This is a genomic window from Micromonospora sp. PRAS1, assembly GCF_059553435.1.
Genome location: NZ_JCANNB010000017.1, coordinates 70,675 through 91,366 on the forward strand (window position 1 = coordinate 70,675; position 20,692 = coordinate 91,366).

General features: G+C 69.2%; 21 protein-coding genes. 8 read left to right on the plus strand and 13 right to left on the minus strand.

The annotated features are described in order from the left end of the window. Positions 1-36 precede the first annotated feature (36 nt). On the minus strand, positions 37-747 hold the full coding sequence (locus AC507J_RS17940; protein WP_496290358.1) for a TioE family transcriptional regulator: 711 nt from the start codon (positions 745-747) through the stop codon (positions 37-39). A 128-nt stretch (positions 748-875) separates the two neighbouring features. Between AC507J_RS17940 and AC507J_RS17945 the strand changes: the two genes are divergently transcribed. The 3 genes from AC507J_RS17945 to AC507J_RS17955 all read left to right on the plus strand — a co-directional run bounded on the left by AC507J_RS17945 (position 876) and on the right by AC507J_RS17955 (position 3,499). Continuing rightward, on the plus strand, positions 876-1,862 hold the full coding sequence (locus AC507J_RS17945; protein WP_496290306.1) for an ATP-binding cassette domain-containing protein: 987 nt from the start codon (positions 876-878) through the stop codon (positions 1,860-1,862). Beyond that, a complete protein-coding gene (locus tag AC507J_RS17950) occupies positions 1,862-2,686 on the plus strand; it encodes an ABC transporter permease (RefSeq protein WP_496290307.1) in 825 nt (274 codons plus the stop codon). The genes AC507J_RS17945 and AC507J_RS17950 overlap by 1 nt, the downstream gene beginning before the upstream one ends. 249 nt (positions 2,687-2,935) lie before the next feature. Next, a complete protein-coding gene (locus tag AC507J_RS17955) occupies positions 2,936-3,499 on the plus strand; it encodes an LmbU family transcriptional regulator (RefSeq protein WP_496290308.1) in 564 nt (187 codons plus the stop codon). Positions 3,500-3,514: 15 nt separating this feature from the next. Here AC507J_RS17955 and AC507J_RS17960 read toward each other — a convergent pair whose 3' ends face one another. Continuing rightward, entirely contained in the window at positions 3,515-4,072 is a 558-nt protein-coding gene (locus AC507J_RS17960) for a helix-turn-helix domain-containing protein (protein ID WP_496290309.1), read from the minus strand. 600 nt (positions 4,073-4,672) lie between these two features. On the opposite strand from AC507J_RS17960, the gene AC507J_RS17965 reads away from it, so the two are divergent. Further along, on the plus strand, positions 4,673-5,770 hold the full coding sequence (locus AC507J_RS17965) for a DUF2332 domain-containing protein (protein WP_496290310.1): 1,098 nt from the start codon (positions 4,673-4,675) through the stop codon (positions 5,768-5,770). A 118-nt stretch (positions 5,771-5,888) separates the two neighbouring features. Here the strand turns inward: AC507J_RS17965 and AC507J_RS17970 are convergent, their stop codons facing one another. After that, on the minus strand, positions 5,889-7,286 hold the full coding sequence (locus AC507J_RS17970; RefSeq protein WP_496290311.1) for a glycoside hydrolase family 62 protein: 1,398 nt from the start codon (positions 7,284-7,286) through the stop codon (positions 5,889-5,891). 288 nt (positions 7,287-7,574) lie between these two features. On the opposite strand from AC507J_RS17970, the gene AC507J_RS17975 reads away from it, so the two are divergent. Then, positions 7,575-9,305, plus strand: coding sequence for a cellulose binding domain-containing protein (locus AC507J_RS17975; RefSeq protein ID WP_496290312.1), 1,731 nt, complete (start codon positions 7,575-7,577; stop codon positions 9,303-9,305). 78 nt (positions 9,306-9,383) lie between these two features. On the opposite strand, the gene AC507J_RS17980 is transcribed toward AC507J_RS17975, so the two are convergent. Then, positions 9,384-10,001 carry a GyrI-like domain-containing protein gene (locus tag AC507J_RS17980; RefSeq protein WP_496290313.1) on the minus strand — a complete coding sequence of 206 codons (618 nt, stop codon included), beginning with the start codon at positions 9,999-10,001 and terminating at the stop codon, positions 9,384-9,386. A 116-nt stretch (positions 10,002-10,117) separates the two neighbouring features. Here AC507J_RS17980 and AC507J_RS17985 point away from each other — a divergent pair, with 116 nt between their 5' ends. Both AC507J_RS17985 and AC507J_RS17990 read left to right on the plus strand, forming a co-directional pair. Further along, positions 10,118-10,606, plus strand: a complete 489-nt coding sequence (locus AC507J_RS17985) for a YcxB family protein (protein ID WP_496290314.1) — start codon at positions 10,118-10,120, stop codon at positions 10,604-10,606. Between the two features lie 182 nt (positions 10,607-10,788). Then, positions 10,789-11,415, plus strand: a complete 627-nt coding sequence (locus AC507J_RS17990) for a histidine phosphatase family protein (RefSeq protein ID WP_496290315.1) — start codon at positions 10,789-10,791, stop codon at positions 11,413-11,415. 19 nt (positions 11,416-11,434) lie between these two features. On the opposite strand, the gene AC507J_RS17995 is transcribed toward AC507J_RS17990, so the two are convergent. The 9 genes from AC507J_RS17995 to AC507J_RS18035 all read right to left on the minus strand — a co-directional run bounded on the left by AC507J_RS17995 (position 11,435) and on the right by AC507J_RS18035 (position 19,385). Next, positions 11,435-12,406 carry an ATP-binding protein gene (locus AC507J_RS17995; RefSeq protein ID WP_496290316.1) on the minus strand — a complete coding sequence of 324 codons (972 nt, stop codon included), beginning with the start codon at positions 12,404-12,406 and terminating at the stop codon, positions 11,435-11,437. Positions 12,407-12,513: 107 nt separating this feature from the next. Next, positions 12,514-13,551, minus strand: coding sequence for an LLM class flavin-dependent oxidoreductase (locus AC507J_RS18000; RefSeq protein ID WP_496290317.1), 1,038 nt, complete (start codon positions 13,549-13,551; stop codon positions 12,514-12,516). After that, positions 13,541-13,933 (minus strand): SCO5389 family protein, encoded by a 393-nt coding sequence (locus AC507J_RS18005; RefSeq protein ID WP_496290318.1) that lies wholly within the window; start codon positions 13,931-13,933, stop codon positions 13,541-13,543. The genes AC507J_RS18000 and AC507J_RS18005 overlap by 11 nt, the downstream gene beginning before the upstream one ends. 311 nt (positions 13,934-14,244) lie before the next feature. Beyond that, positions 14,245-14,691: a hypothetical protein gene (locus tag AC507J_RS18010; RefSeq protein ID WP_496290319.1), complete on the minus strand. Its 447-nt coding sequence runs from the start codon at positions 14,689-14,691 to the stop codon at positions 14,245-14,247. A gap of 136 nt (positions 14,692-14,827) precedes the next feature. After that, positions 14,828-15,049: a ferredoxin gene (locus AC507J_RS18015; protein ID WP_496290320.1), complete on the minus strand. Its 222-nt coding sequence runs from the start codon at positions 15,047-15,049 to the stop codon at positions 14,828-14,830. Further along, positions 15,046-16,251, minus strand: a complete 1,206-nt coding sequence (locus AC507J_RS18020) for a cytochrome P450 (protein ID WP_496290321.1) — start codon at positions 16,249-16,251, stop codon at positions 15,046-15,048. The genes AC507J_RS18015 and AC507J_RS18020 overlap by 4 nt, the downstream gene beginning before the upstream one ends. Beyond that, positions 16,248-16,496 carry a ferredoxin gene (locus tag AC507J_RS18025; protein WP_496290322.1) on the minus strand — a complete coding sequence of 83 codons (249 nt, stop codon included), beginning with the start codon at positions 16,494-16,496 and terminating at the stop codon, positions 16,248-16,250. Before AC507J_RS18025 ends, AC507J_RS18020 begins: the two co-directional genes overlap by 4 nt. After that, positions 16,493-17,716, minus strand: a complete 1,224-nt coding sequence (locus tag AC507J_RS18030) for a cytochrome P450 (protein WP_496290323.1) — start codon at positions 17,714-17,716, stop codon at positions 16,493-16,495. The genes AC507J_RS18025 and AC507J_RS18030 overlap by 4 nt, the downstream gene beginning before the upstream one ends. 94 nt (positions 17,717-17,810) lie before the next feature. After that, positions 17,811-19,385 carry a DUF4139 domain-containing protein gene (locus AC507J_RS18035; RefSeq protein WP_496290324.1) on the minus strand — a complete coding sequence of 525 codons (1,575 nt, stop codon included), beginning with the start codon at positions 19,383-19,385 and terminating at the stop codon, positions 17,811-17,813. Between the two features lie 211 nt (positions 19,386-19,596). On the opposite strand from AC507J_RS18035, the gene AC507J_RS18040 reads away from it, so the two are divergent. Then, the gene (locus tag AC507J_RS18040) at positions 19,597-20,553 is read left to right on the plus strand and encodes a helix-turn-helix domain-containing protein (RefSeq protein ID WP_496290325.1); all 957 of its coding nucleotides are present in this window, start codon (positions 19,597-19,599) and stop codon (positions 20,551-20,553) included. The last annotated feature ends 139 nt before the right edge of the window (positions 20,554-20,692 follow it).

Consider the following 20,692-nt stretch of genomic DNA (forward strand, 5'->3'; position numbering starts at 1 on the left):
CGGGCCAGTGCTTCGTCGGCGCGCCGGGCTTCGAGTTCAGTTCTCCTCCATCGCGAGGTAGCTGGCGAGCTGGGCGGCAGCGTTCAGCATGGCCAGACCGCGGGCGGTGACGCGCTGCCGCCAGTCCGCAAGGGCCGCAGCCAGCGCCTGAGTGTCTCCGGCCGCCCGAACCTGCTGCACCACCGTGGCGATCAGCTCGAGCGGATAGCGACCGCGCCGCAGGAAGTGCGCCAGTTCCGCGTCGCGGATGTCGCTGGCGTCGTACATCCGGTGTCCGGTTTCCGGCCGGCGGACCGGAGCGAGTACGCCCGACGTCTCCCATTTCCGGATGGTCGCCACGTTGACACCGAGCCGGTGCGCCAACTCGCCGATGCTGTAGGGCTGGGTGTTCTTCGGAGCACGCCAGGTGCCGGTCGAGCGTCCGGTCAGGTGGGTCAGGACCTCGGCCACCGCGTCCAGGGTTCCCCGGTCACGCAGCAGCTCCGCATGACTGCGGTCGATGGCCGTCAACGCCTCATTCAGCCGTCCGGCAGTGATGTCCCGCATGATTGCGCCGCTTTCGGCGTACCCGTGCGCCGGGATGAGGGCGCGGTACGCCCGCAGAGCCGCAGCATGCTTCTCGGTGTACCGCCGGTACCCGGTCTCCGTGCGCCGGGCCGGCGGGATGAGACCATCACGCTCGTAGTTGCGCACCGATTGCGGGGAAAGGCCGTGCTCATGGGCGAGATCAGCAGGGCGGAAATACATCACGTTTGAGACTATAGCGCCTCGCTCCCGCTTGTCTCGCGGCTAAACGTTCAAAGGGATGTTCAGGGGTAGATTCCAGGATCAGAGCACGCCGACATTCGTTGGCCCCTTTGAGAGGAATCCTGGAGATGCCAGCAGCGATTGAAGTAGCTGGACTGTGCAAGAGATTCGGCTCGGTGACCGCTCTCGATCACCTCGAACTCACCGTGCCGGAGGGTACGGTGCACGGTCTGCTCGGGCCTAACGGTGCGGGCAAGACGACCACCGTCCGGGTGCTGAGCACCCTTCTCAGGCCAGATGAGGGGACGGCCGAGGTATTCGGCTTCGACGTGCGGCGCAATCCGCTACAGGTGCGCTCCATCATCGGCCTGACCGGTCAGTACACCGCAGTCGACGACATGCTGACCGGGCGGGAGAACCTGCACATGGTCGGCAAGCTGTTCCGGATGTCCACACCGGACATCAAGGTCCGGGCAAACGAGTTGCTGGAACGCTTCGACCTGATTGAGGCCGCCGGCCGGCAGGCGAAGACGTACTCGGGCGGTATGCGCCGCCGGCTGGACATCGCCGCCACCCTGATGAGCCGGCCCCAGCTCATCTTCCTCGACGAGCCCACCGCCGCCCTCGATCCACGCAGTCGCATGGACGTGTGGCGCATCGTCAACGAACTGGTCGACGAGGGCACCACCGTCCTGCTCACCACGCAGTACCTCGAGGAGGCCGACCACCTCGCCGACTCGCTGTCGGTGATCGACAGCGGCAAGGTGATCGCCAGCGGCACGCCCGACGAGCTGAAGGCGGAGGTCGGCCAGGCCTGGGCCGACGTGACTCTCATCGACGCCGCCGCGGTCGAGAAGACGACCCAGATCCTGCGCGAGAGGCTGGGCACCGAGCCGGTCGGCGACCCGGAGGGCATGCAGGTGCACGCGCCCCTGCCCGAGGGCATGACGCTCAACGAGCTACTCAATCCGCTGCGCGATTCCGGCATCGCAATCGCCGACGTGGCCGTGCGCCGGCCCACGCTCGACGACGTGTTTCTCGCTCTCACCGGGCACACCGCCACGGCCCGGGCATCCGAAGACGTGAACGGCAAGAAGAAGGGTGGTAAGCGGTGATGGTCTCCACGTCCCTGGAACCGCGGCTCGAGCCCGCCGCCGCACAGCAGCAGAGCGGCCTGTCCTGGTGGTTCTCCGACGCCTGGCAGATGGCGCTGCGTAACCTGCGGCACCTGACGCGCAGCCCGGAACTGGTGATGTTCTCGCTGGTTCAGCCCGTCATGTTCATCCTGCTGTTCGCCTACGTCTTCGGCGGCGCGATCAATGTCGAGGGCGGGAACTACCCCCAGTTCCTGCTGCCCGGCATCCTGGTGCAGATGGTGCTCTTCGGTTCGGTCGCCGGCACCACGATCGGCATATCCACCGACATGGACCGTGGCCTGATGGACCGGTTCCGCTCGATGCCGATGAGTCGTTCCGCGGTCCTCGTCGGCCGGACGCTGTCGGAGATCCTTCGCAACGTCGTGTCGATGCTGGTCGTGGTGCTCATGGGCCTGCTGATCGGCTTCCGCTTCCAGGGCGGGTTCCTCTCCGCCCTCGGCGGACTCGCGCTGCTGTTGCTCTTCGGCTACGCGCTCACCTGGGTCGGCGCCATGATCGGTCTGTCGGTGCCCAACCCGGAGGCGGCGCAGTCGGCCGGCCTGATCTGGATCTTCCCGTTCAGTCTGATCTCGTCGGCGTTCGTACCTACCGAGTCGATGCCGACCTGGCTGCGGGTGTACGCCGACGCCAGTCCCATGACCGCGACGGTCAACGCGCTGCGCGACCTGTTCAACGGCAATCCGCCGGGGCTGGATGTGCTGCTGACGGTTGCCTGGTCGATCCTGCTGGTCGCCATCTTCGCCCCGCTGGCGACGCGTAAGTACACCTTGCGTTCGAAGTGACCGGAACACCCGCAAGGCCGCTTCTGCCGAGCCGGCGGCCTTGCGGGTGCCTCCCGCGCGTGTCGATCACACATGTTCCGGGCGACACCGAAACGGGAAGCCGAGATAGAGATTTGCCCGACTGTCGGGAGGTTGAGTGGGATGAGCGCGGGTAGCCGATCGTCACGCAACGCTGTATCAGCGCTCCGGGTGGTCCCGCCGCCAAGGGCTGGCCTACCGAGGCAACGCCCGGCAGAGCCGGAACAGGTGATGCTGACCAGAGTCGGTCTGCGGATGCCCGTACGAATGACCTTCGAACACTGGGAACGAACCGGTGCACAGCTTTCCGGTATCGTCGACTCCTCGTCCTGGTGTCTTGGCGACTGGCTCGTGTACGGCAAGGAACAATACGCCGATCGCTACCGACACGTGGTCCAGGCGGTCGGACTCGACTATCAGACCCTGCGCAACTATGCCTGGGTCGCCGGCCGCTTCCCACTAGCCCGCCGACGACCGGGCCTCAGTTTCCAACACCACGCCGAAGTAGCCGCACTGCCCGCCGAAGAACAAGACCGTTGGCTCGACGAAGCCGAAACCCAGATCTGGTCGGTCAAACAACTTCGCGCCGCCATCAAAGCAACCCGCCCCGAACCCACAACGGACACCGCCAAGACGGCGCTGATGCCCCGCATTCCCATACCCGACCGGCGACTCATCCGATGGCGCCAGGCCGCACACCAATCCAGCATCGAGTTCGACCAGTGGATAATCTCCACCCTCGACCGAGCCGCAGCGGAGACACTCGGCAGCACCACGCAGGACGAAACCCCATAGCCACCGGCCGGCACCCTAGAAATGATCAACAGCCGACTTGCTGGCCACCGCGGCCCATTTGGACTTCTCTTCCAGTGCGTAGCCACGACCCCACGCCGTGACGATATCCAGATCGAGCGGCGCGATCCGCTTCCGCATTCTCATGATGTGCAGGTCGAGGGCATTTCGTGTTGAGGTCGAGTCGCGCTTCGTGAGAATCGCCATCAACTCCCAGCGGTGGACCACCTGGCCGAAACGTTCGACGAACAGGTCCATCAGTTCGAGGTGGGTGCTGGACATGACGACGGACGCCGTCCTGAACGACAACGTCCCGGCCGGGTCGAGAACAGGCGTGCGCCGGTCGTGAGAGCGTTGCCGGAGTGCGGTCACCCGGGCGTCCAGGTCTGACGGTGAGATCGGGGTGCGAACCCAGTCCTCGCGCGGATCGCTACAGACGGGCGGTTCCGCGCCGCCCTCGACGACCAGCAGACACGGTATCCGCTCCTGACGGCACAGGTCGCGCAGGTGCCGCTCGGCCGGCCAACGGACGAACTTGACGTCCTCCCTGGTCGTCCTCGGTGACCGACCCGGCACGCAACCACCCGTACGACGGTAGGAGCCTTCGCTCCGGCGGTTAGCGGGAACTGGCATCAGTAACTCCCCCCAGAGTGCACAGAATTCATCGAACCGGATAAAGCAATTACTCATGGCGTACGTCGATGCCGTGTCAACCGGCCAAAAGTGCGAGAAGTTTCACACCATCCACTTCCGGCGCTTGGTGAAATATCGGCAACTCAGCGCATCGGGATCAAAGCCCCGTCGCCGCATGAGCAGGGTCATGGGGCTGAATATAATCAGCATCCGGCAGCAGCAACAGGTTTGTTCGTCGGGCGACGTGGACCCTGTCCCGTCGACGGGACAGGGCACCGGCCCGGTATGCCCAACTGGCGGCCCGGCATCCGGAAGGTTCCGGGCATTCCTGGTCACGGATTGGTCCGTAATGACAGATATAAGTCTTCGGTCTCATTGCCGATATCGGTCATTCAAGCGGTGGAGTTGCGCCGGAAACCCCCGCCCCCGGCATCGGCCGGGCCGGTGCCCCAAGGCGCCGGCCGCAGGCACGGTAGCCACCCTTCCTTCCGACTCCGGCAAGTTGGGCGCTGAATTATCGCCGCAATGGCTAGAATCTGCGGAATGCGAAGATTGACCGCAGCAAGCGCCGCATCCGCAGGTAGCAGCCGGACCCTCGAACAGGTGTACCGACGTTTCGGTGAGGTCGACGCGGCCGAAACATCTCCGCTGCACCAGCGCATCGCCGTCGCCCTCAGTGAGTCCGACGAGGCACTGCGCGCCATCGAGACGGCACCGGCGCGCAAGCGGCACCCCACGGTGATCCTGGCCGCCCTGCACGACCTCGCCCTCGCCGGACACGCCCCGGCGCTCGCCGCGGCCTATGCCGCTGCGGACGGCGACGCTGCCGCTGGCGCTGCCATCGACACGCTGTTGCGGATGACCGACTCGGTGGTGGCCATCGCCGCCCGCCGAAAGGCGCAGACCGACGAGACCGGGCGCTACGCCGTGTTGTACCCGGCAATCGCCGAGGCGGCACGCCGGTTGGGTGTGGACGCGGTGGGGCTGATCGACGTGGGCCGTTCGGCAGGGCTCAACCTCAACGTCGATCGCGTGGGCATCGCATACAGCAACGGCCAATCGCTTGGCGACCCGTCCTCTCCGGTGCAGCGGTCATGTTCTCTCGTGGGAGACCGGCCCGTTCCGTCGCGGGCGATCCCCCGGGTCCTCACCCGGGTCGCCGTCGACCTCGATCCGATCGACGTGACCGACACGGAGGACGCCCGATGGTTGCGCGCCTGCCTCGGGCCGGACCAGCGGGAGCCGATGGCGAGGCTCCAAGCGGAGCTGGGGTTGGCGGCAAGCGCCCCTCCCCTGCTGCTCCAGGGGGACCCGGTCGAGATGCTGCCCGACGCCGTCTCCCGGGTGCCCGCGACCGCCCTGCCGGTCGTCACCACGACGTGGGCGCTGTCGCGTTTCACGCCCGAGCGCCGCCTGCGCTTCCTCAAACGCATCGAGCAGGCTGCGGCCGAGCGGCCGGTGGCGTGGGTTTCGGTGGAAGGGGTCGGAGTCGCGCCGACGGTTCCGACCCTCGGCGACCGCCGCGCGTCGGGCCACAGCCTGATCGGCCTGGCGGTGTTCGGCCGGTCGTCCCCTGGCGTCGAGACCATTGGCCGTTGTTGGTCCCGGGGCCGGGTGCTGGCCTGGCTCTCCGACGTCTAGGCCCCCGCCGGCTCGGCCTACGGTCCCCGGTTGTTGCCTCGCCCGATGCCCGGGCGGCTACGGGCGGGCTCGGCCTGGTGCCGAGCCCGCCCGCTGGCGGTTCTTCGGATCTACGGGGTCAGCGTTGCAGGGTGAGCAGACCCGGCCGGTAGGGCAGCAGGCCGTAGTCGCCGCCGGAGTTGGGGGCGCGGCCCTGGTAGAGCAGTTGCAGGTTGCAGGGGTCGACGGTCATGGTCTGGTCGGCGTTGGAACGGATCAGCTCACCGTGGCTGATGTCGTTGGTCCAGGTGGCGCCGCTGTTGGCCTTGCCCGCGAAGGGGTTGCTCTCGGTGGCGGCCTGTGGGGTCCAGGTGCCGCCGAGGCTGGTGGCGGTGAAGGAGCGGAAGTAACGCCCCTGCGCGCCGATCGCCTCGACCAGCATCAGGTACCGGTTCTGGCCCTGAAGCTTGTAGACCTGCACCCCTTCGAACAGGTTGTTCGTGGTGTCGGTCATGATCGTGGTGTAGTTGGAGCCGAAGCTGCTCGGGAAGTTGCCGATCGGCATGCTGGCCCGGTAGATGCGCCCGTTGTCGCCGGCGAAGAACAGGTACATGTTCTGGTCGTCACCGATGAGCGCCTGGTCGATCGGGCCGGTGCCGGAGCCGGAGATGCTGCCGGTGAACAGCGTCTGGTGCGCCGACCAGCTGTTGACGTTTGTCGGGTTGGTCGAGGTCCGGTAGGAGAACGCCGGACCGCCCCACTGGTAGGCCAGCACCCAGATGTTGCGCGGCGCGAAGTAGAACAACGACGGTGCGACCGCGTTGAACGGCATCGGGTTCTGGCTGGCCGAGCCCATCTGGTTCCAGTTGGAGAACAGGCCGAAGTTCATCGAACCCCAGCTGGTCCCGGTGTCGTGGGTGGTGGCGTAGACCAGGTGCTGGCCGTTGTAGGGCGCGTGGGTGAAGTCCTTCAGCGACACCCAGCCGGCCCGCGGCTGCGCCAGGGCACCCGTCGAGGACCACCGGTACGACGACGGAAGGTTGCAGTTACCCGACGGCGGCGGCGTCGTCGGGGGCGCCGAGGTCGGCGGCCCGGTGGTCGGCCCGGAGGTCGGTGCCACCCCACCGGTGCACGTCACACCGTTCAGGGCGAAACTCGTCGGCACCGGGTTGCTGCTCGTCCACGACCCGTTGAAGCCGAACGAGGTCGAGCCGTTGGTCGGGATGCTGCCGTTGTAGCTGACGTTCCGGGCGGTGACCGCGGCACCGCTCTGGGTCAGCGTGGTGTTCCACGCCTGCGTGACGGTCTGCCCGGCGCCGAACGACCACGTCAACGTCCAACTGGTCAACGGATCGCCCAGGTTCGTGATCGACACGTTGGCACCGAAGCCGCCCTGCCACTGCGATGACACGGCGTAGTTCACCGAGCAGCCCGCAGCTGCGGCGCTGGCCGGCAGCGCCACGACGGCGGCCGTCGACGCCAGCAACGCGACGCCGGCCGACGCCAGCCAGACATTGGCTGGTCTAGATCTGGACATAAAGCATCCTCCTGGCGGGATGGCGATCTTACATTGATGCTTGTCGCTGTTAGGTTAGCGTTAACAGATGCTTCGTGTATATTACGGGAGCGCTCCCACAGCCTCAACCATCGATCGGAGGTGGCCGTTGCATCGGCTGACGTCCGAGGTGAAGAGCAGGGCTTACTCGGTCGCAGAGTCCCCACGCGCACCGACGCCGCGCGCGCCGTCCCGGCTGACAGGTGAACGTTCCCAGCCAGGTGGATGACGGCCAACCCACACCACCACCACTCCGAAGGGCACACCACGATGAGACGTGTCAAAAGAAGACTCAGAGCTAATGCCGCCCTGGTTTCGGCCGGCGCCATGCTCCTGGCATCGGCCGCAGTCGCAGTGGCGATGCCGGCCGGCGCGGCAGCCGCCGGCTGCTCCGTGAACTACGCGGTCTCCTCACAGTGGCAGGGCGGCTTTGGCGCCAACGTCACAATCACCAACCTCGGCGATCCGCTCACCAGTTGGACGCTTACCTGGTCCTACAGCGCCGGACAACGAGTCGCAGAGGCGTGGAACACCACGTTGACCCAGAGCGGTGCCGCGGTCACCGCCCGGAACGTCAGCTACAACGGCAGCATCCCGACCAACGGCTCGACCTCGTTCGGTTTCAACGGCTCCTGGAGCGGCAGCAACCCCGCGCCGACCAGCTTTGCGCTAAACGGGGTGACGTGCACCGGCGGCACGGCACCGACCACCGGGCCGACCACCGGGCCGACCACCGGGCCGACCACCGGGCCGACCAATCCGCCCCCCACCGGGCCGGCGGACATCACCGTCAACAGCTCCACCAGGTACCAGACCATCGACGGCTTCGGGGCCGCCACACCGATCTGGGGCGGCACCTGGTCGACCGCCGAGACCCAGACCCTTGTCGGACTGGGCGCCAACCAACTGGGCCTGTCGATCGTGCGTACCGGCATCTCGCCGGTCTCCGGTGAGTGGTCGAGCCAGGTGAACGCCCTGCGAACGGCGAAGTCCGCCGGATCCGGGGTGAAGATCCTCGCCTCGCCGTGGACCGCGCCGGCAGCGTGGAAGACGAACAACAGCCGGATCAACGGCGGCAAGTTGCGCACCGACTACTACGACGACTACGCCAACCATCTGAACAGCTATGTCCAGTACATGCGCGACCAGGGCGTGCCGATCGACGTCACCTCCGTGCAGAACGAGCCGGACTGGCACCCGGACTACGACTCGATGGACTGGAGCGGCACCGAGCTGCGCAACTTCGTACGCGACCACGGTGCGCGGGTGCAGAACACCCGGCTGATGGTCGCCGAGGCGGTGAACCTGAACTACAGCTACACCGACCCGACCCTGAACGACGCCACCGCCCGGAACAACATCGGCTACATCGGCGGCCACCTGTACGGCACCGAGGCCTCCGGCCGGCTACGGTCGTATCCCCTGGCGGAGCAGCACAACAAGCCGGTGTGGATGACCGAGTGGAACCTGCACGCGGCCGACGGCAACGGCTCCAACATCTGGGGCAACCCGAGCAACCAGACGGTCTGGAACGAGACCCTCGACGACATCATGCGTACCGTGCACCGGTCGATGGAGTCGAACTGGAGCGCCTACGTCTGGTGGTACGGCAAGCGCTACTACTCCTTCATCGGCGATGGCGAGGCGGCCTTCGGCACCACCGCAGGGGCCCCGCTCAAGCGCGGGTACGCCTTCTCGCAGTACGCCAAGTACGTCCGCCCCGGCTACCAGCGCGTCGCCCTGACGAAGAGTTCCAAGGCCACGCCGCTGGAGGTGACCGCCTACACCGGTGGCGGAAAGACCACGCTTGTGATCCTCAACCGCTCGACCAGCTCGGTAAACAATGCCGTGATCCAGGTGCCGCAGAACATCACCCGGGCGGAGCACTACCTCACCTCGCAGAACGCCAACGCGGCCAGCCAGCCGGTCAGCGTGAACGGCGGACAGGTAAGCGTCAACGTCGGCGCACGCAGCATCTCCACGGTCGTGCTCACCCCCTGAGCAGTCCACGACGCGTGCAGCACCGCTCGGCGGGCGTGCGGGTACCGTCGTACCCGCACGCCCGGTCGGTTCCGTCGTTCAGTTGGTGACCGGCTGCCGCAGAATGGTCCGCTGCTTGGCGGGTGCGACCCGACGGAAGTCGCTTAGGTAGATCTCGTGGTGCTTGCCGACCATGCGAAATCCGTGGTCGGGAAGGAATTCGTGGTGCAGTTGCGCGAGCACGTCCGCCTCGGCGTCGAAGGAACCGACGTGCAGCGTCTGCACGCACCGCCCCTCGGAGAGGGTCTCCAGACGGACGTCGTCCAGCCGCGCCGGCCGGTTCTTCGCCCCGGCCTGCTCGACCGCGGTGCCGAACATGGTCCGGTCGATCCAGTCCGGGACCATGAGCAGCAGCGTCCAGTCCCACCGCGACTTGTCCCGCGCCGCCGTGAAGGAGGCCATGTCCTCGGCCCACCAGAGGCCTTCCAGGGGCGGGACCACGTAGTCACGGTCGAGGTCCCGCTTGCTGGCAAATTTGATCTTGTACGCCACCGGATAGAGCGCCTCGATCGCCTGGGTGAACGCGGGCGAGGTGTTGGGATCGCCGTGGCCGTCGACCATGAGATATCGCATGTCCGGCACGTCCACCACCCGGAACCGACCCCGTTGTGCCTGGTAGGTGTCGAGGGTCTGCTTGAAGTCGGTCTTGTCCGTCATCGGGCACCTGGGCTCGGGCGGCGAGCCACTGCCTTTCCAGCGAGATGAGCAGATGGTGGATGGAGGATCTCAAGTCGGGCGCTGCCGGGTGCGGGTGGGGGCACTATCGTTCTGGCGTGCACATCCGTTTTGACGTCCCCGCCGATCCCGCCTACCCGGGCCGCGTGGCCGCTGCGCTGAGCAGTGTCCGGCTCCGCAGGCACGGCTATGTCGGCGCGGCGCTGGCGGCCATCGGGGCGATCGCCTTCGTCCTCTCGCGCGGGTCCGCGTGGGGCGAGCAGTTCTCGCCGCTGTGGCTGGCGATGGTCGTGGGTGGCCTGCTTGTGGTCTGCTACGGGCCGTGGGTGCGGTGGCGCGCCCGCCGACGCTCCAGCGGCTACGCCGTCGAGGGCGGCTACGAGATCACCGAAGAGAACATCATGATGCGGAGCGGCTCCGAGTCCGGCGGCATCGCCTGGGACGGGGTCGCCCAGGTGAAGGAGACCCCCGAGTTCTGGGTCGTGTACGTCGGCCGGATGCCGGCGACCGTGATCCCGCGTCGGCTGATGTCCGCCGAGGACGCCGAGACGTTGCGGGCCCATCTGGTCAGGCGTGGGCTGATCTAGCCAGCGCCCGGCCGCTCGCCGACCGTCACCTGCTCCGGGGAGTCCGCCGGTTCAGCGGTGGGCGCAGCAGGGCGGCGTAGCTGACCGCCACGGTGTCATAGGAGATCCGGGTGTCGTCCAGCCAACCGGGATCGGCCATGCCGCGAACCATACCGGCGTTCGTCCTCGCTATGGTCCGACGGATGAGAAACCTCTACATCGTCACGCACCCGGAGGCGACGCACCACGTCGACGGACTGGTCGGCGGGTGGTTCGACTCCGACCTCACCGACCGCGGCGTGGCGCACGCCGGGCAGATCGCGGAGGCGCTGGCCGGCCGGCTTCCGGCTGCCGCCGCCGTCGAGTTGTTCTCGTCCGACCTGCTCCGCGCCCGACGGACGGCAGAGCTGCTCGGGAAACGGCTGGGAGTGGACGTGCTGCTCGACGCCGACCTGCGCGAGAAGTCGTACGGCGAGGCAGGCGGGCGGCCCCAGGCGTGGCTTGACGAACGGTTCGTACCGCCGCCCCCCACCGGTGAACGGATGCGCCATGACGAGGGCGTACCCGGTGCCGAGACGAAATGGGAGCTGGCCGTACGCGCCTACGCGGCGCTGGAGCGCATCCTGCGGTCGAAGGTGGAGCATCAGGTGGTGGTGACCCACGGGGGAACGGCCACGTTCCTGCTCGCGGCGTGGATCGGCATGCCGCTCGACGCGGCGGGCCTGGTGGGCATCCGCTTCTCCCCCGGCGGCATCACCCACCTGCGCGAGGACGACTACTTCCACAACCGCTGGATCGCCCGCCTCGACGACATCGCCCACCTGGCCTGACCCTCTCCCCTGGCCCGGTTCACGGTCCGGTCGGGAGAGCGACCGCCGCCGGTCCCATCCGGAAGTCCGGGTCGATCTGCGCGGTGAGATCGACGCCGGCCCGTTCGTTGGCCCAGGCCGCGGCGTTGCGTCTGTGGAACTCGTGCGCCCAGTGGGTGAAGGCCGTCCAGTCCTGGGCGGTGTCGTCGACGACGTCGGCCAGCCGGCCCAGGGCAGCCCGGTTCTCCGGCTCCAGTTCGTCGAGCGGCCCGACGGTGCCCCGTTCCGCCCGCCGCACGTACGCCGAGCGGGACATCCAGGTCAACAGATCCCCGCCGACGTGCTCGCGCAGGAACTCCAGGTCGGTGGCGTCCTCCACCTTGTTGCCGAGCACGGACAGGGCCACCCCGTAGTCGCGGGCGTAACCCGCGTACTGGTGGTAGACGCTCACCCCGCGCACGGTCGGTTCGCAGACCAGGAAGGTGCGGTCGAAGCGGGTGAACAGCCCCGAGGCGAACGAGTCAGCGCCGGCGGTCATGTCCACCACCACGTACTCGCCGGGCCCGTCGAGCATGTGGTTGAGCAGCAGTTCCACCGCGCCGACCTTGGAGTGGTAGCAGGACACGCCCAGGTCCTCGGCGCTGAACTCCCCGGTCACCGCCATCCGCACCCCGCCGACGGTGCCGACGCAGTCCGCGTAGATCGGGTTCTCCTCGGCCACCCGCAGCAGCCGGGAGCCTCGTCCCGGCGGGGTGGTCTTCACCATCTCGTCGGCGGATCCGATCCGGGGGTTGTCGCCGCGCAGATACTCCTTGATCGCCGGTAGCTGCGCGCCGAGTGGTCGCATCGTGGTGACCGCGTGCGCCGGGCCACCGAGGGCAACCGCCAGGTGCTGGTTGATGTCGGCGTCGACGGCCAGCACGGGCCGCGCGGCGGCGGCGAGATGGCGGGCGTAGAGCGCGGTGAGGGTGGTCTTTCCGCTGCCGCCCTTGCCGACGAACGCGACCTTCATCGCGACCACCCCACTCTGATGCTAACGAAAACCGTTTCCACGAGTGGGATGGTAGCCGCCGGTGTGGAGTTCGCCGCACCCAACCCACCGATTGCCCCGGAATCGGCTCAGCGCAGGTCGAGAACGTCCCGCGCCAGTCGTCGGATGGTCGCCAGCGTCCGCGTCCGGCCGCCGACTCCCTCGACCATGAACAGCAGATGCCGTACGCCCGGCAGCGCCGCGGCCCGGCCGACCGCGTCCCGGCAGCGCCGGGGCGAACCGACGGGGTGGATGTCGATCAGGTGCTCCACGTAGGCCGCCGGGTCGCGGGATCCGGCCGCAGACCCGTCCAGTCGGACGTACTCGGCTGTGCCGGCCAGCAGCGGCGGCAGCCCCGCGCGTACCGCCTGCGCCGCCGCCCGGTCGGTCTGCGCCACCTCGGCGAGGTGCGCGCTGGCGTGCTCGATGGCCACGGGGTCGTGGCCGTGCGCGGTGGCCACCCGGGCATGGCGGTCCAGCAGATCCGCCTTCTCCGCCAGGTCGGCGTGCAGACCGAGGAGCAGCGGCAGGCCGTGCCGCGCGGCGAGGTCGACCGTCTGCCCCGAGGTCGCGGCGACCCAGAGCGGCACCCGGCTGCGCGGTCGCGGCACCACCGGAACCGGCCGGAACGGGAAGCGCTTGTTGCCGGCCACCGCCGGCTGCCCGGACAGCCAGCGGACCAGAAGCTCAAGCGAGTCACCGAAACCCTGCTGGAAGCGATCCAGGCCGGTGCCGAAGACCTCGAGGTCCACCCACGGTCCGCCCCGCCCCACCCCGAGCCGGAACCGGCCGCCGGAAAGTTCGTGCAGCAGCGCCGCCTCCTCGCCGAGCGCCACCGGGTGCCGGTTCGACAGCACGCAGGCGGCGGTGCCGACCTCGATGCTCCGGGTGGCACCGAGCAGGTGCGCGGCAAAGGTGATCGCCGAGGGGCAGACGCCGTAGGAGATGAAGTGGTGCTCGGCGATCCACACTCCGTCGAAACCCGCCGCCTCCGCCGCCCGGGCGTACTCGTGGGCGTCGGCGAGCGCGCCGGAGTGGGTGCCGCCGGGACGCTGCCCGGCGAGCAGGAACAGATGCGCCCGTACGCCCCGTCCCGCCCGCCGGGCCTCGGCGAGATCAGCAGTCACGCAGCTCTGGTGACTGGTTGAGCAGTTGTCCCCGGACGGAGACGAACCGGCGGTAGGTGTCGGAGTCGACGGCGGACGGTCGGAACGCCGCGACCCGGTGGCAGTTCTGGAAGGCCAGCTTGACGCCGAAGTGCCGCTCCAGACTGGACCGGATGGCGTCGCTGGCCAACGCCCGCAGCAGCTGGCCCCGTTCCGCCTCGGTGGGCGGCGGCACCACGTTGTCGGCGAACTCCGCGTCCGAGCCGGCCAGGTCCGACGCCACCCGGCTGACGGTCTGCCAGGCGTACGGCAGCGACTCACGTACGCAGGCCACAAACTCCTCGTCGTCGACAGGCCCGGACTCGGCGGCCCGCAACAGGTCAGGCGGCACGGTGAGAGACATGCTTCTCCTTAACGATCACGGTTATCACTTCCGTTACCGCCGAGCACATCACGACATTGACGTTCCGTCAATCCCCGGACACGGAAAGACACGACGTCGTCGATCGCGCCACCCCGCCGCCCCGGAAAGCCGTGCTGGTTCTGCCGGGACCGCGACGACGCCGCCAGGGCAGAGCGAAGCGCGCCGGCGGCCACACCTCGGCACCGACGCAAGAGACCAACACGAGCATGTCGGATGGGCGGCCCGGGCGTGGGCGACCGACGCTTATGCCTGCCGCACCCGCTCCACGTCCACCCCGCGGCTAGCTGGGCTCAGTCAAGCAACCAGCCGTGCAGTTGGGTGCCGTACGGGGTCAGCGCGAACGCCGCCAGCGCGAGCCACGCCCCCGTGCTGACGACGAGCCAGCCGAACACCTTCCGGTCGCCGAGCCGCCCGATGCGGAGCAGCGCCGCCACCCCGACGAGCAGGGTCACGAACGCGAGCGGATGGACGAACATCGCCAGCACCCGACCGAGCTCGAAGACCCAGAGCAGCGGATTCCACATCGAATCCGGGCCGACCGGCGGAAGTGAATCCTTCGGGTCACCCAACCGGGCCAGCCCTGGATCGAACACCGCCTGGAGATCGCCGGTTCGCAGTGCGGCCGCGAGCAGCACACCGAAGCTGCCGACCAGACACGCCGCCAGCAGCAGCAATTGCCCGGACAGCACCACGCGACCACCGAATGAGGAAACCGAAGCCCGACCCTGCCCGCTCATCGGCGCATCATATGTCGAGACCGGACGCCATCGAGGCCCCAGTGAGCCCGACGCCCGCAAGCCAGCCGCCGACCGGGACACGGTCGACCCGTTCCGCCATCGCCCTCCACCACGCCGGTCCGGGCGCGTGCGCGGGTCAGGTCGGCGCGATCACGGTGCCGTCGTCGTCGCGTACGGCGATCGCCTCGACCGGGCACGACTCGGCGGCGTCGAGCACCGTCTCGGTCGGCTCGACGGTCGCCGCGGTCGGGGTGGCCAGCCCGGACGCCATCCGGAAATGCTCCGGCGCCATGCCGACGCAGCTGCCCGAGCCGATGCAGCGCCCCGCGTCGACCTCGACCCGCCAGCCGGCGCTCACCAGGCCACCGGCATCCGGGCCAGCCCTCGGACGATCAGCCCGCTCTTCCAGGTCAGCTCGGGCTCGGGCACGGCGATCCGCAGCTCGGGCAGCCGAGCGACCAGGGCGCCGATGCCGACCTGCAGCTCCATCCGGGCAAGCTGGGCGCCCAGGCAGTGATGCACACCGTGCCCGAAGCCGATGTGCGGGTTGGCCTCGCGGCCGAGATCGAGTCGATCCGGATCGGTGAAGACGGTCTCGTCCCGGTTGGCCGAGGAGAGCGAGCCGATCACCGGTTCCCCGGCCCGTACCAGCACCCCACCGACCTCGACGTCCTCGGTGGCGTACCGGGCGAACGCGGAGGCCACCCCGAGGGGGACGTACCGCATCAGCTCCTCGACCGCGGTCGGCAGCAGGGCCGGCTCGGCCCGCAGCCGAGCCAGCTGCTCCGGGTGGGTGAGCAGGACGTACGCGAAATTGGGCAGCTGGGTGACGGTGGTCTCGTGGCCGGCGGCGAGCAGCCCGGCGGCGAGCTGCACGACCTCCTGCTCGGTGAACCGGTCCTGGTGTTCGTCGCGGGCCCGGACCATCGCGCAGATCAGGTCGTCGGTGGGTGCCCGGCGTCGCTGCTGGACCAGCTCACCGATGTAGCCGTACAGGTTGTCGAGGTACTCGTCGATCTGCTCGGGCGACAGCGAGGTGGTGGAGACGATCGCCTCCGACCAGACGTGGAACAGGTGCCGGTCGGCGAAGGGCACACCGAGCAGCTCACAGATCACCTGGATCGGCAGCGGAGTGGCGAAGTGCTCCACCAGGTCGGCCGGTGGCCCGGCCGCCACCATGGCGTCGATCAGTTCGTCGGCGATCTGCCGGGTCCGGGGCCGGAGCTGCTCGACCCGGCGTGCGGTGAACGCCTTGGCGACCAACCGCCGCAGCCGGGTGTGCTCCGGCGGATCCATCGACAGGATGCCGCCCTCGATCTGCCTCGGGGTCAGCCGCGGCTCGTCCCGGCCGACGCTTGCCGCCCGGCTGAACCTCGCGTCCCCCAGGACGGTCCGTACGTCGGCGTACCGGGTGGCGAGCCACGCCTGCTCGCCGAAGGGCAGCCGCACCCGGACGAGCGGCTCGCCTCGCCGCAGCTCGGCGTAGATCGGGTCGACGTTGAGCCGGTCTGGGGCGCTGAACGGGTACGGCCGCGCAGCGACCCTGGCGACGTCTGTCATTGGCCAACCCCCAAGCAGGTGACCCGGATCGCGCCGGTCGGGCAGAGGTCGGCGGCGTGGCGGACCTGCTCGCCGCTGCCCGCTGGCGGCGCGGCGACGCGCAGCAGCACCAGCCCGTCGGAGTCGTCCTGGGCGAAGACCTCCGGTGCGGTGCGGACGCAGTTCCCCGATCCGCAGCAGGCGTCCCGGTCGACGGTCACCTGCACCGTCGATTCGTCGACGCCCCGCCGATCGACGGGGGTCACCAGGTCACCGGGAGAGTGTCGAGGCCGAAGACGACCGAGTTGTCCCGGGTGCTCAACTCGTGCGGGTCCGCCGTCACCCGCAGGTCGGGGAAGCGACGGGCCAGTGTCACAAGCGCGATCCGCAACTCGGAGCGGGCCAGCGGCTGACCTATGCACTGGTGCACCCCGAAGCCGAAGGCCACCTGCTGATGGGCCTGCCGGTACGGGTCGAACTGCTCGGGGTCGTCGAAGACCTCCGCGTCCCGGTTGGCCAGGGCGATCAGGACGATGGCGCCCTCACCGGCCCGGATCAGCCGGCCGCCGATCTCGACGTCCTCGGTGGCCACCCGGAACAGCCCGGTCCGGACGATGCTGAGATAGCGCAGCAGCTCCTCCACCACACCCGGCGCCCGGTCGGGTTCCTCGCGCAGGATCGCGAACTGCCCGGGCTCGCGGGTCAGCAGCAGGACGCTGAGCCCGATCATGTTGGCGGTGGTCTCGTGACCGGCGATGAGCAGCAGCAACGCCATCCCCACCAGCTCGTCCACGCCGAGTTCACCCGGCTCGACCCGTTCCCGGATCAGCCGGCCGAGCAGATCGTCCGCCCGGTCGGGCTGGGCCCGCTTGGTGTCGATCAGCGCACGGAGGTAGTCCCGCAGCTCTCCGGCTTCCTGCTGCACCCGTTCCGGCGGCATCTCGCGGTCGAGCAGGGTACGGCTGCGGCTCTGGAAGAAGTCGTGGTCGGCGTAGGGAACGCCGAGCAGATGACAGATCACCATGGACGGCAGCGGCAGGGCGAAGGTCGACACCAGGTCCGCCGGCGGCCCGGCGGCGGCCAGGTCGTCAAGCGTCTCGTCCACGGTGCGCTGGATCAGCGGCTCGATCCGGCGGACATTCTTGATCATGAACTCTGCGGTGAGCATCCGCCGCAGCCGGGAGTGCTCGACGCCGTCCATCCGGATGAACGCGCCCTGGTTGTCTGCGGTCACCTCGGGCGGCAGCGGGCGCAGCAACGGAAAGCCCGGCCGGTTGAGATCGGAGCTGAAGGCGGGATGGCGCAGCAGTTGGCGGACGTCGGCGTGCCGGCTGACCAGCCAGGCGGTGGCACCGGTGGGCAGCCGCACCTGGCTGACCGGGCCGACGTAGCGGTGCCGCTCGCCCTCGTCCAACGGCACGAACGGGCCTCGGGTGGGGTTGACCGGCGGCCAGAGGGGAAGTTCCGCCTGCACGGTGGGCGCCATCTGAATCACCTCCGATAACAACGTCGGGTAGTGACACCAATGCGCTACGTTACCGATCGGCGAATGTCGACACAATCCCCGCCCAGGCTCTCCACTACTCGCGCCAGCCGGTCAGTTCGATCCCCTTGGCCAGCTCCACCCGGAAGCCCAACGCGACCTCGCCGCTCTCACCCGGCGCGAGCGACAGCCGCCAGGTCAGCTCACCCAGCTCCGTACGCTCGACCGGCGGTGGCACGACGCTCGTCTCCCGCACCACCACCGCCTCGTCGCGCGACACCGGAAGCTGATCACGCACCTCGACCATGGCCGGGCGGGGCGAGTGGTTGGCTACGGTGATCCGGTACTCCACCTCCCGCCGCCGGGTCGACCCGAGCGTGGCCCTGGTCTCGGCGCGCCGGTGCAGCTTGCGTTCCACCCGCAGCCGATCGTCCACCCCGAGCGCCAACTCGGTCTCCTCACCCGGCGCCCACATCGGCAGTCGGGTGGACGCGACGAAGTCGGCGTCGTGGAACACCGCGGCCGGACCGGGAAGCAGCGTCTGCTCCGACGTGTTGCGTACCGTGGCCCGCAGGTGCGCCTCGGCGGCACGGACCGGCGCGGTGACGTGGTCCAGCCGGGCCGGCAGCTCCAGCACGGCGATGGTGGCCCGGTGCGCGCTGCCGTCGGCCGGCACCGCCACCGGCCGGGCCGGCCGGTAGGTGGCCGCGCTGAACCCCTGCTCGACCTCGGCGACGCTCTCCCGCAGCTTCGGACGGGCCGCTGCGGCACGGGCCGGGCCGCCGGCCGGTGCCGCGGCGAGCGCCGGCATCCCGGCCACCATCTCGGCCGACATCACCCGTGGGAGCGCCGGCCGGAGCCGGTCGAGATACCAGGGCGACAGTTCGGGTACGCCGGTCGTCGCCGCCGGCCGGGCGGTGGAAAGCTGGAGTTCGCACTCCGGCCAGTCCTCCCCGGTGCTCTGGCTGACCTCCCCGAACCAGGTGACGGTCATGGTGTCGTCGACCAGCCGCAGGTCGTAGGAGGGTTGCCAGCGGGCCCCCTCCACCAGGTAGGTCAGCTCCAGCTCGATCTCGGCCTCGTCGACCTCCACCGCCACGATCACCTCGGCGGCCAGCCGGTCCGGCTCGCGCTTGCCGTGCGCGGCGTCGAGGTCGCGCCCGACCGCGGCCAACTCCTCCGCCAGCTCGACACGCCGACGGGCCAGCCCACGCCGCCGGGCACGCGAGTCAGCGAGCTGGGCGGCCAACGAGTCGGTGAAGGCGGCCACGTCGCTCGGCGCCGCATCACCAGCGGCCAACGCGCGGGCGTACGTGCCACCGGCCCGCTCCGCCAGCCGGGTGAGGAACTCCCCGCGCTGCTCCTCGATGCCGTCCGCGTCGTCGACCTCGGCCACCTCGTCGGTCAGCTCGCGGCGGCGCTGCTCCAGGCCGACCACCTGCGCGTCGGCGCTGCGGGCCTGCCGCCAGGTGGTCACGTCCACCCCGAGCACGGTGGCCGGCCCCCGACCACCGACCCGGACCGAGTCCCGCCGCAGGCCGAGCGGAAGCGGCGCGACCCGTACCCGGTGCCGGCCGGCGGCCAGTCGGGCGCTGCCGCACCGGGTCACCCGGGCCCGGTCCGGATAGACGGTGACGCCGACGACTGGTGCCTCGATCTCCGCAGTGTCCACGGCGGCGAGGGTAGTCGAGGAGATCTCGTCATTCCGGTCCGTCAGCAACGCGCGCATACTGACGACGGCCTCGTGGGGTCCGGATCTGTGCACTGGCGCCGGTCCGGAGCCGACGAGGCTGTCGCATCTGCGTACCGATTGATTCGGCGCTGTTGCGGACGTGTTGCGGATACGAGTTCCGGCCAGTCGGGTCGGGGATGAAGAGGCCATCATGCTCGTTCTTGACACGCGGTCGCTGCCGCACCGGGAGCGCGCCGAGGCGTTCCAGGCCACGGTCAGCGGCAACTGCTCCGCGAGCATGGCGTCGTTCGAGGATTCGGTCCCGATCCAGGCGCGGATGACCGTCTTCGATTTCGGCCCGGCGAAGGTGTTCAACATCGAGGCCTCGGGGACCACGCTGCGGCGGACACCGCGCATCGCCCGGGCATCGGACGAGTCCTCGATCGTCCTGGCGCTGCCGATGCGGACCGACAACCATCTGATCTGGGGGCGGGAGGAACGGCTGTTCGGGCCGCGTGACCTGATGCTGGTCGACCTCTCCCTGCCGTACGTGTACGGCTGGAAGGGCTTCGGCGCCTCCTACGCCCTGCATGTCGACGTGGACCAGCTGGGTCTGCCTCGGGATGTCATTCACCGGGCCGCCCGTGAGCTGCGCGGCAGTCCGCTCTACGGGCTGGTGAGAGATCACGTCGCCCGGGTCACCGCCGAGGCGGACCAGTTGCTCGACAGCGGTGCCGCGCCCGAACTCGGGACCGCCTCCGCCGAGCTGATGCGGGCGCTTGTGACCTCCGCCGCCGACGACGGCCGGCGCCTGCGCGAGGTCATGGACTCCTCGACGCAGGCCCGGGTCCAGGCGTACATCCGTAACCATCTGCGGGACCCGGAACTGACCCCGGCACGCATCGCCGCGGCCAACGCCATCTCGCTGCGCGCTCTCTACAAGCTCTACGAGTCGCTGGGCCAGAGCCTGGAGCAGTCGATCATCGAGCAGCGCCTGCGCGGTGCCCGGGCCGACCTGGGCATGTCGCGCCAGCGCTACACCTCCATCGCGGCGACGGCCCGGGCCTGGGGCTTCTCCAATCCGAGTTTCTTCTCGAAGAAGTTCCGCGAGGTCTTCGGCGTGACACCGCGACAGCTGGTCGCGGGTAGGGTCGAGGCGCCGCCCTGAGGCGCTGCATCGAGGTGTCAGAACTCTGCACGGTAGGCACACTGTCGCCGGTTTCCGGGTGCGACATTACCTCTGGTCCGGCGGGCCCCTTCCCCGGCGTTGCAAGCCACCTAGCTCGGCGACGACCTCGCCTTCCTAA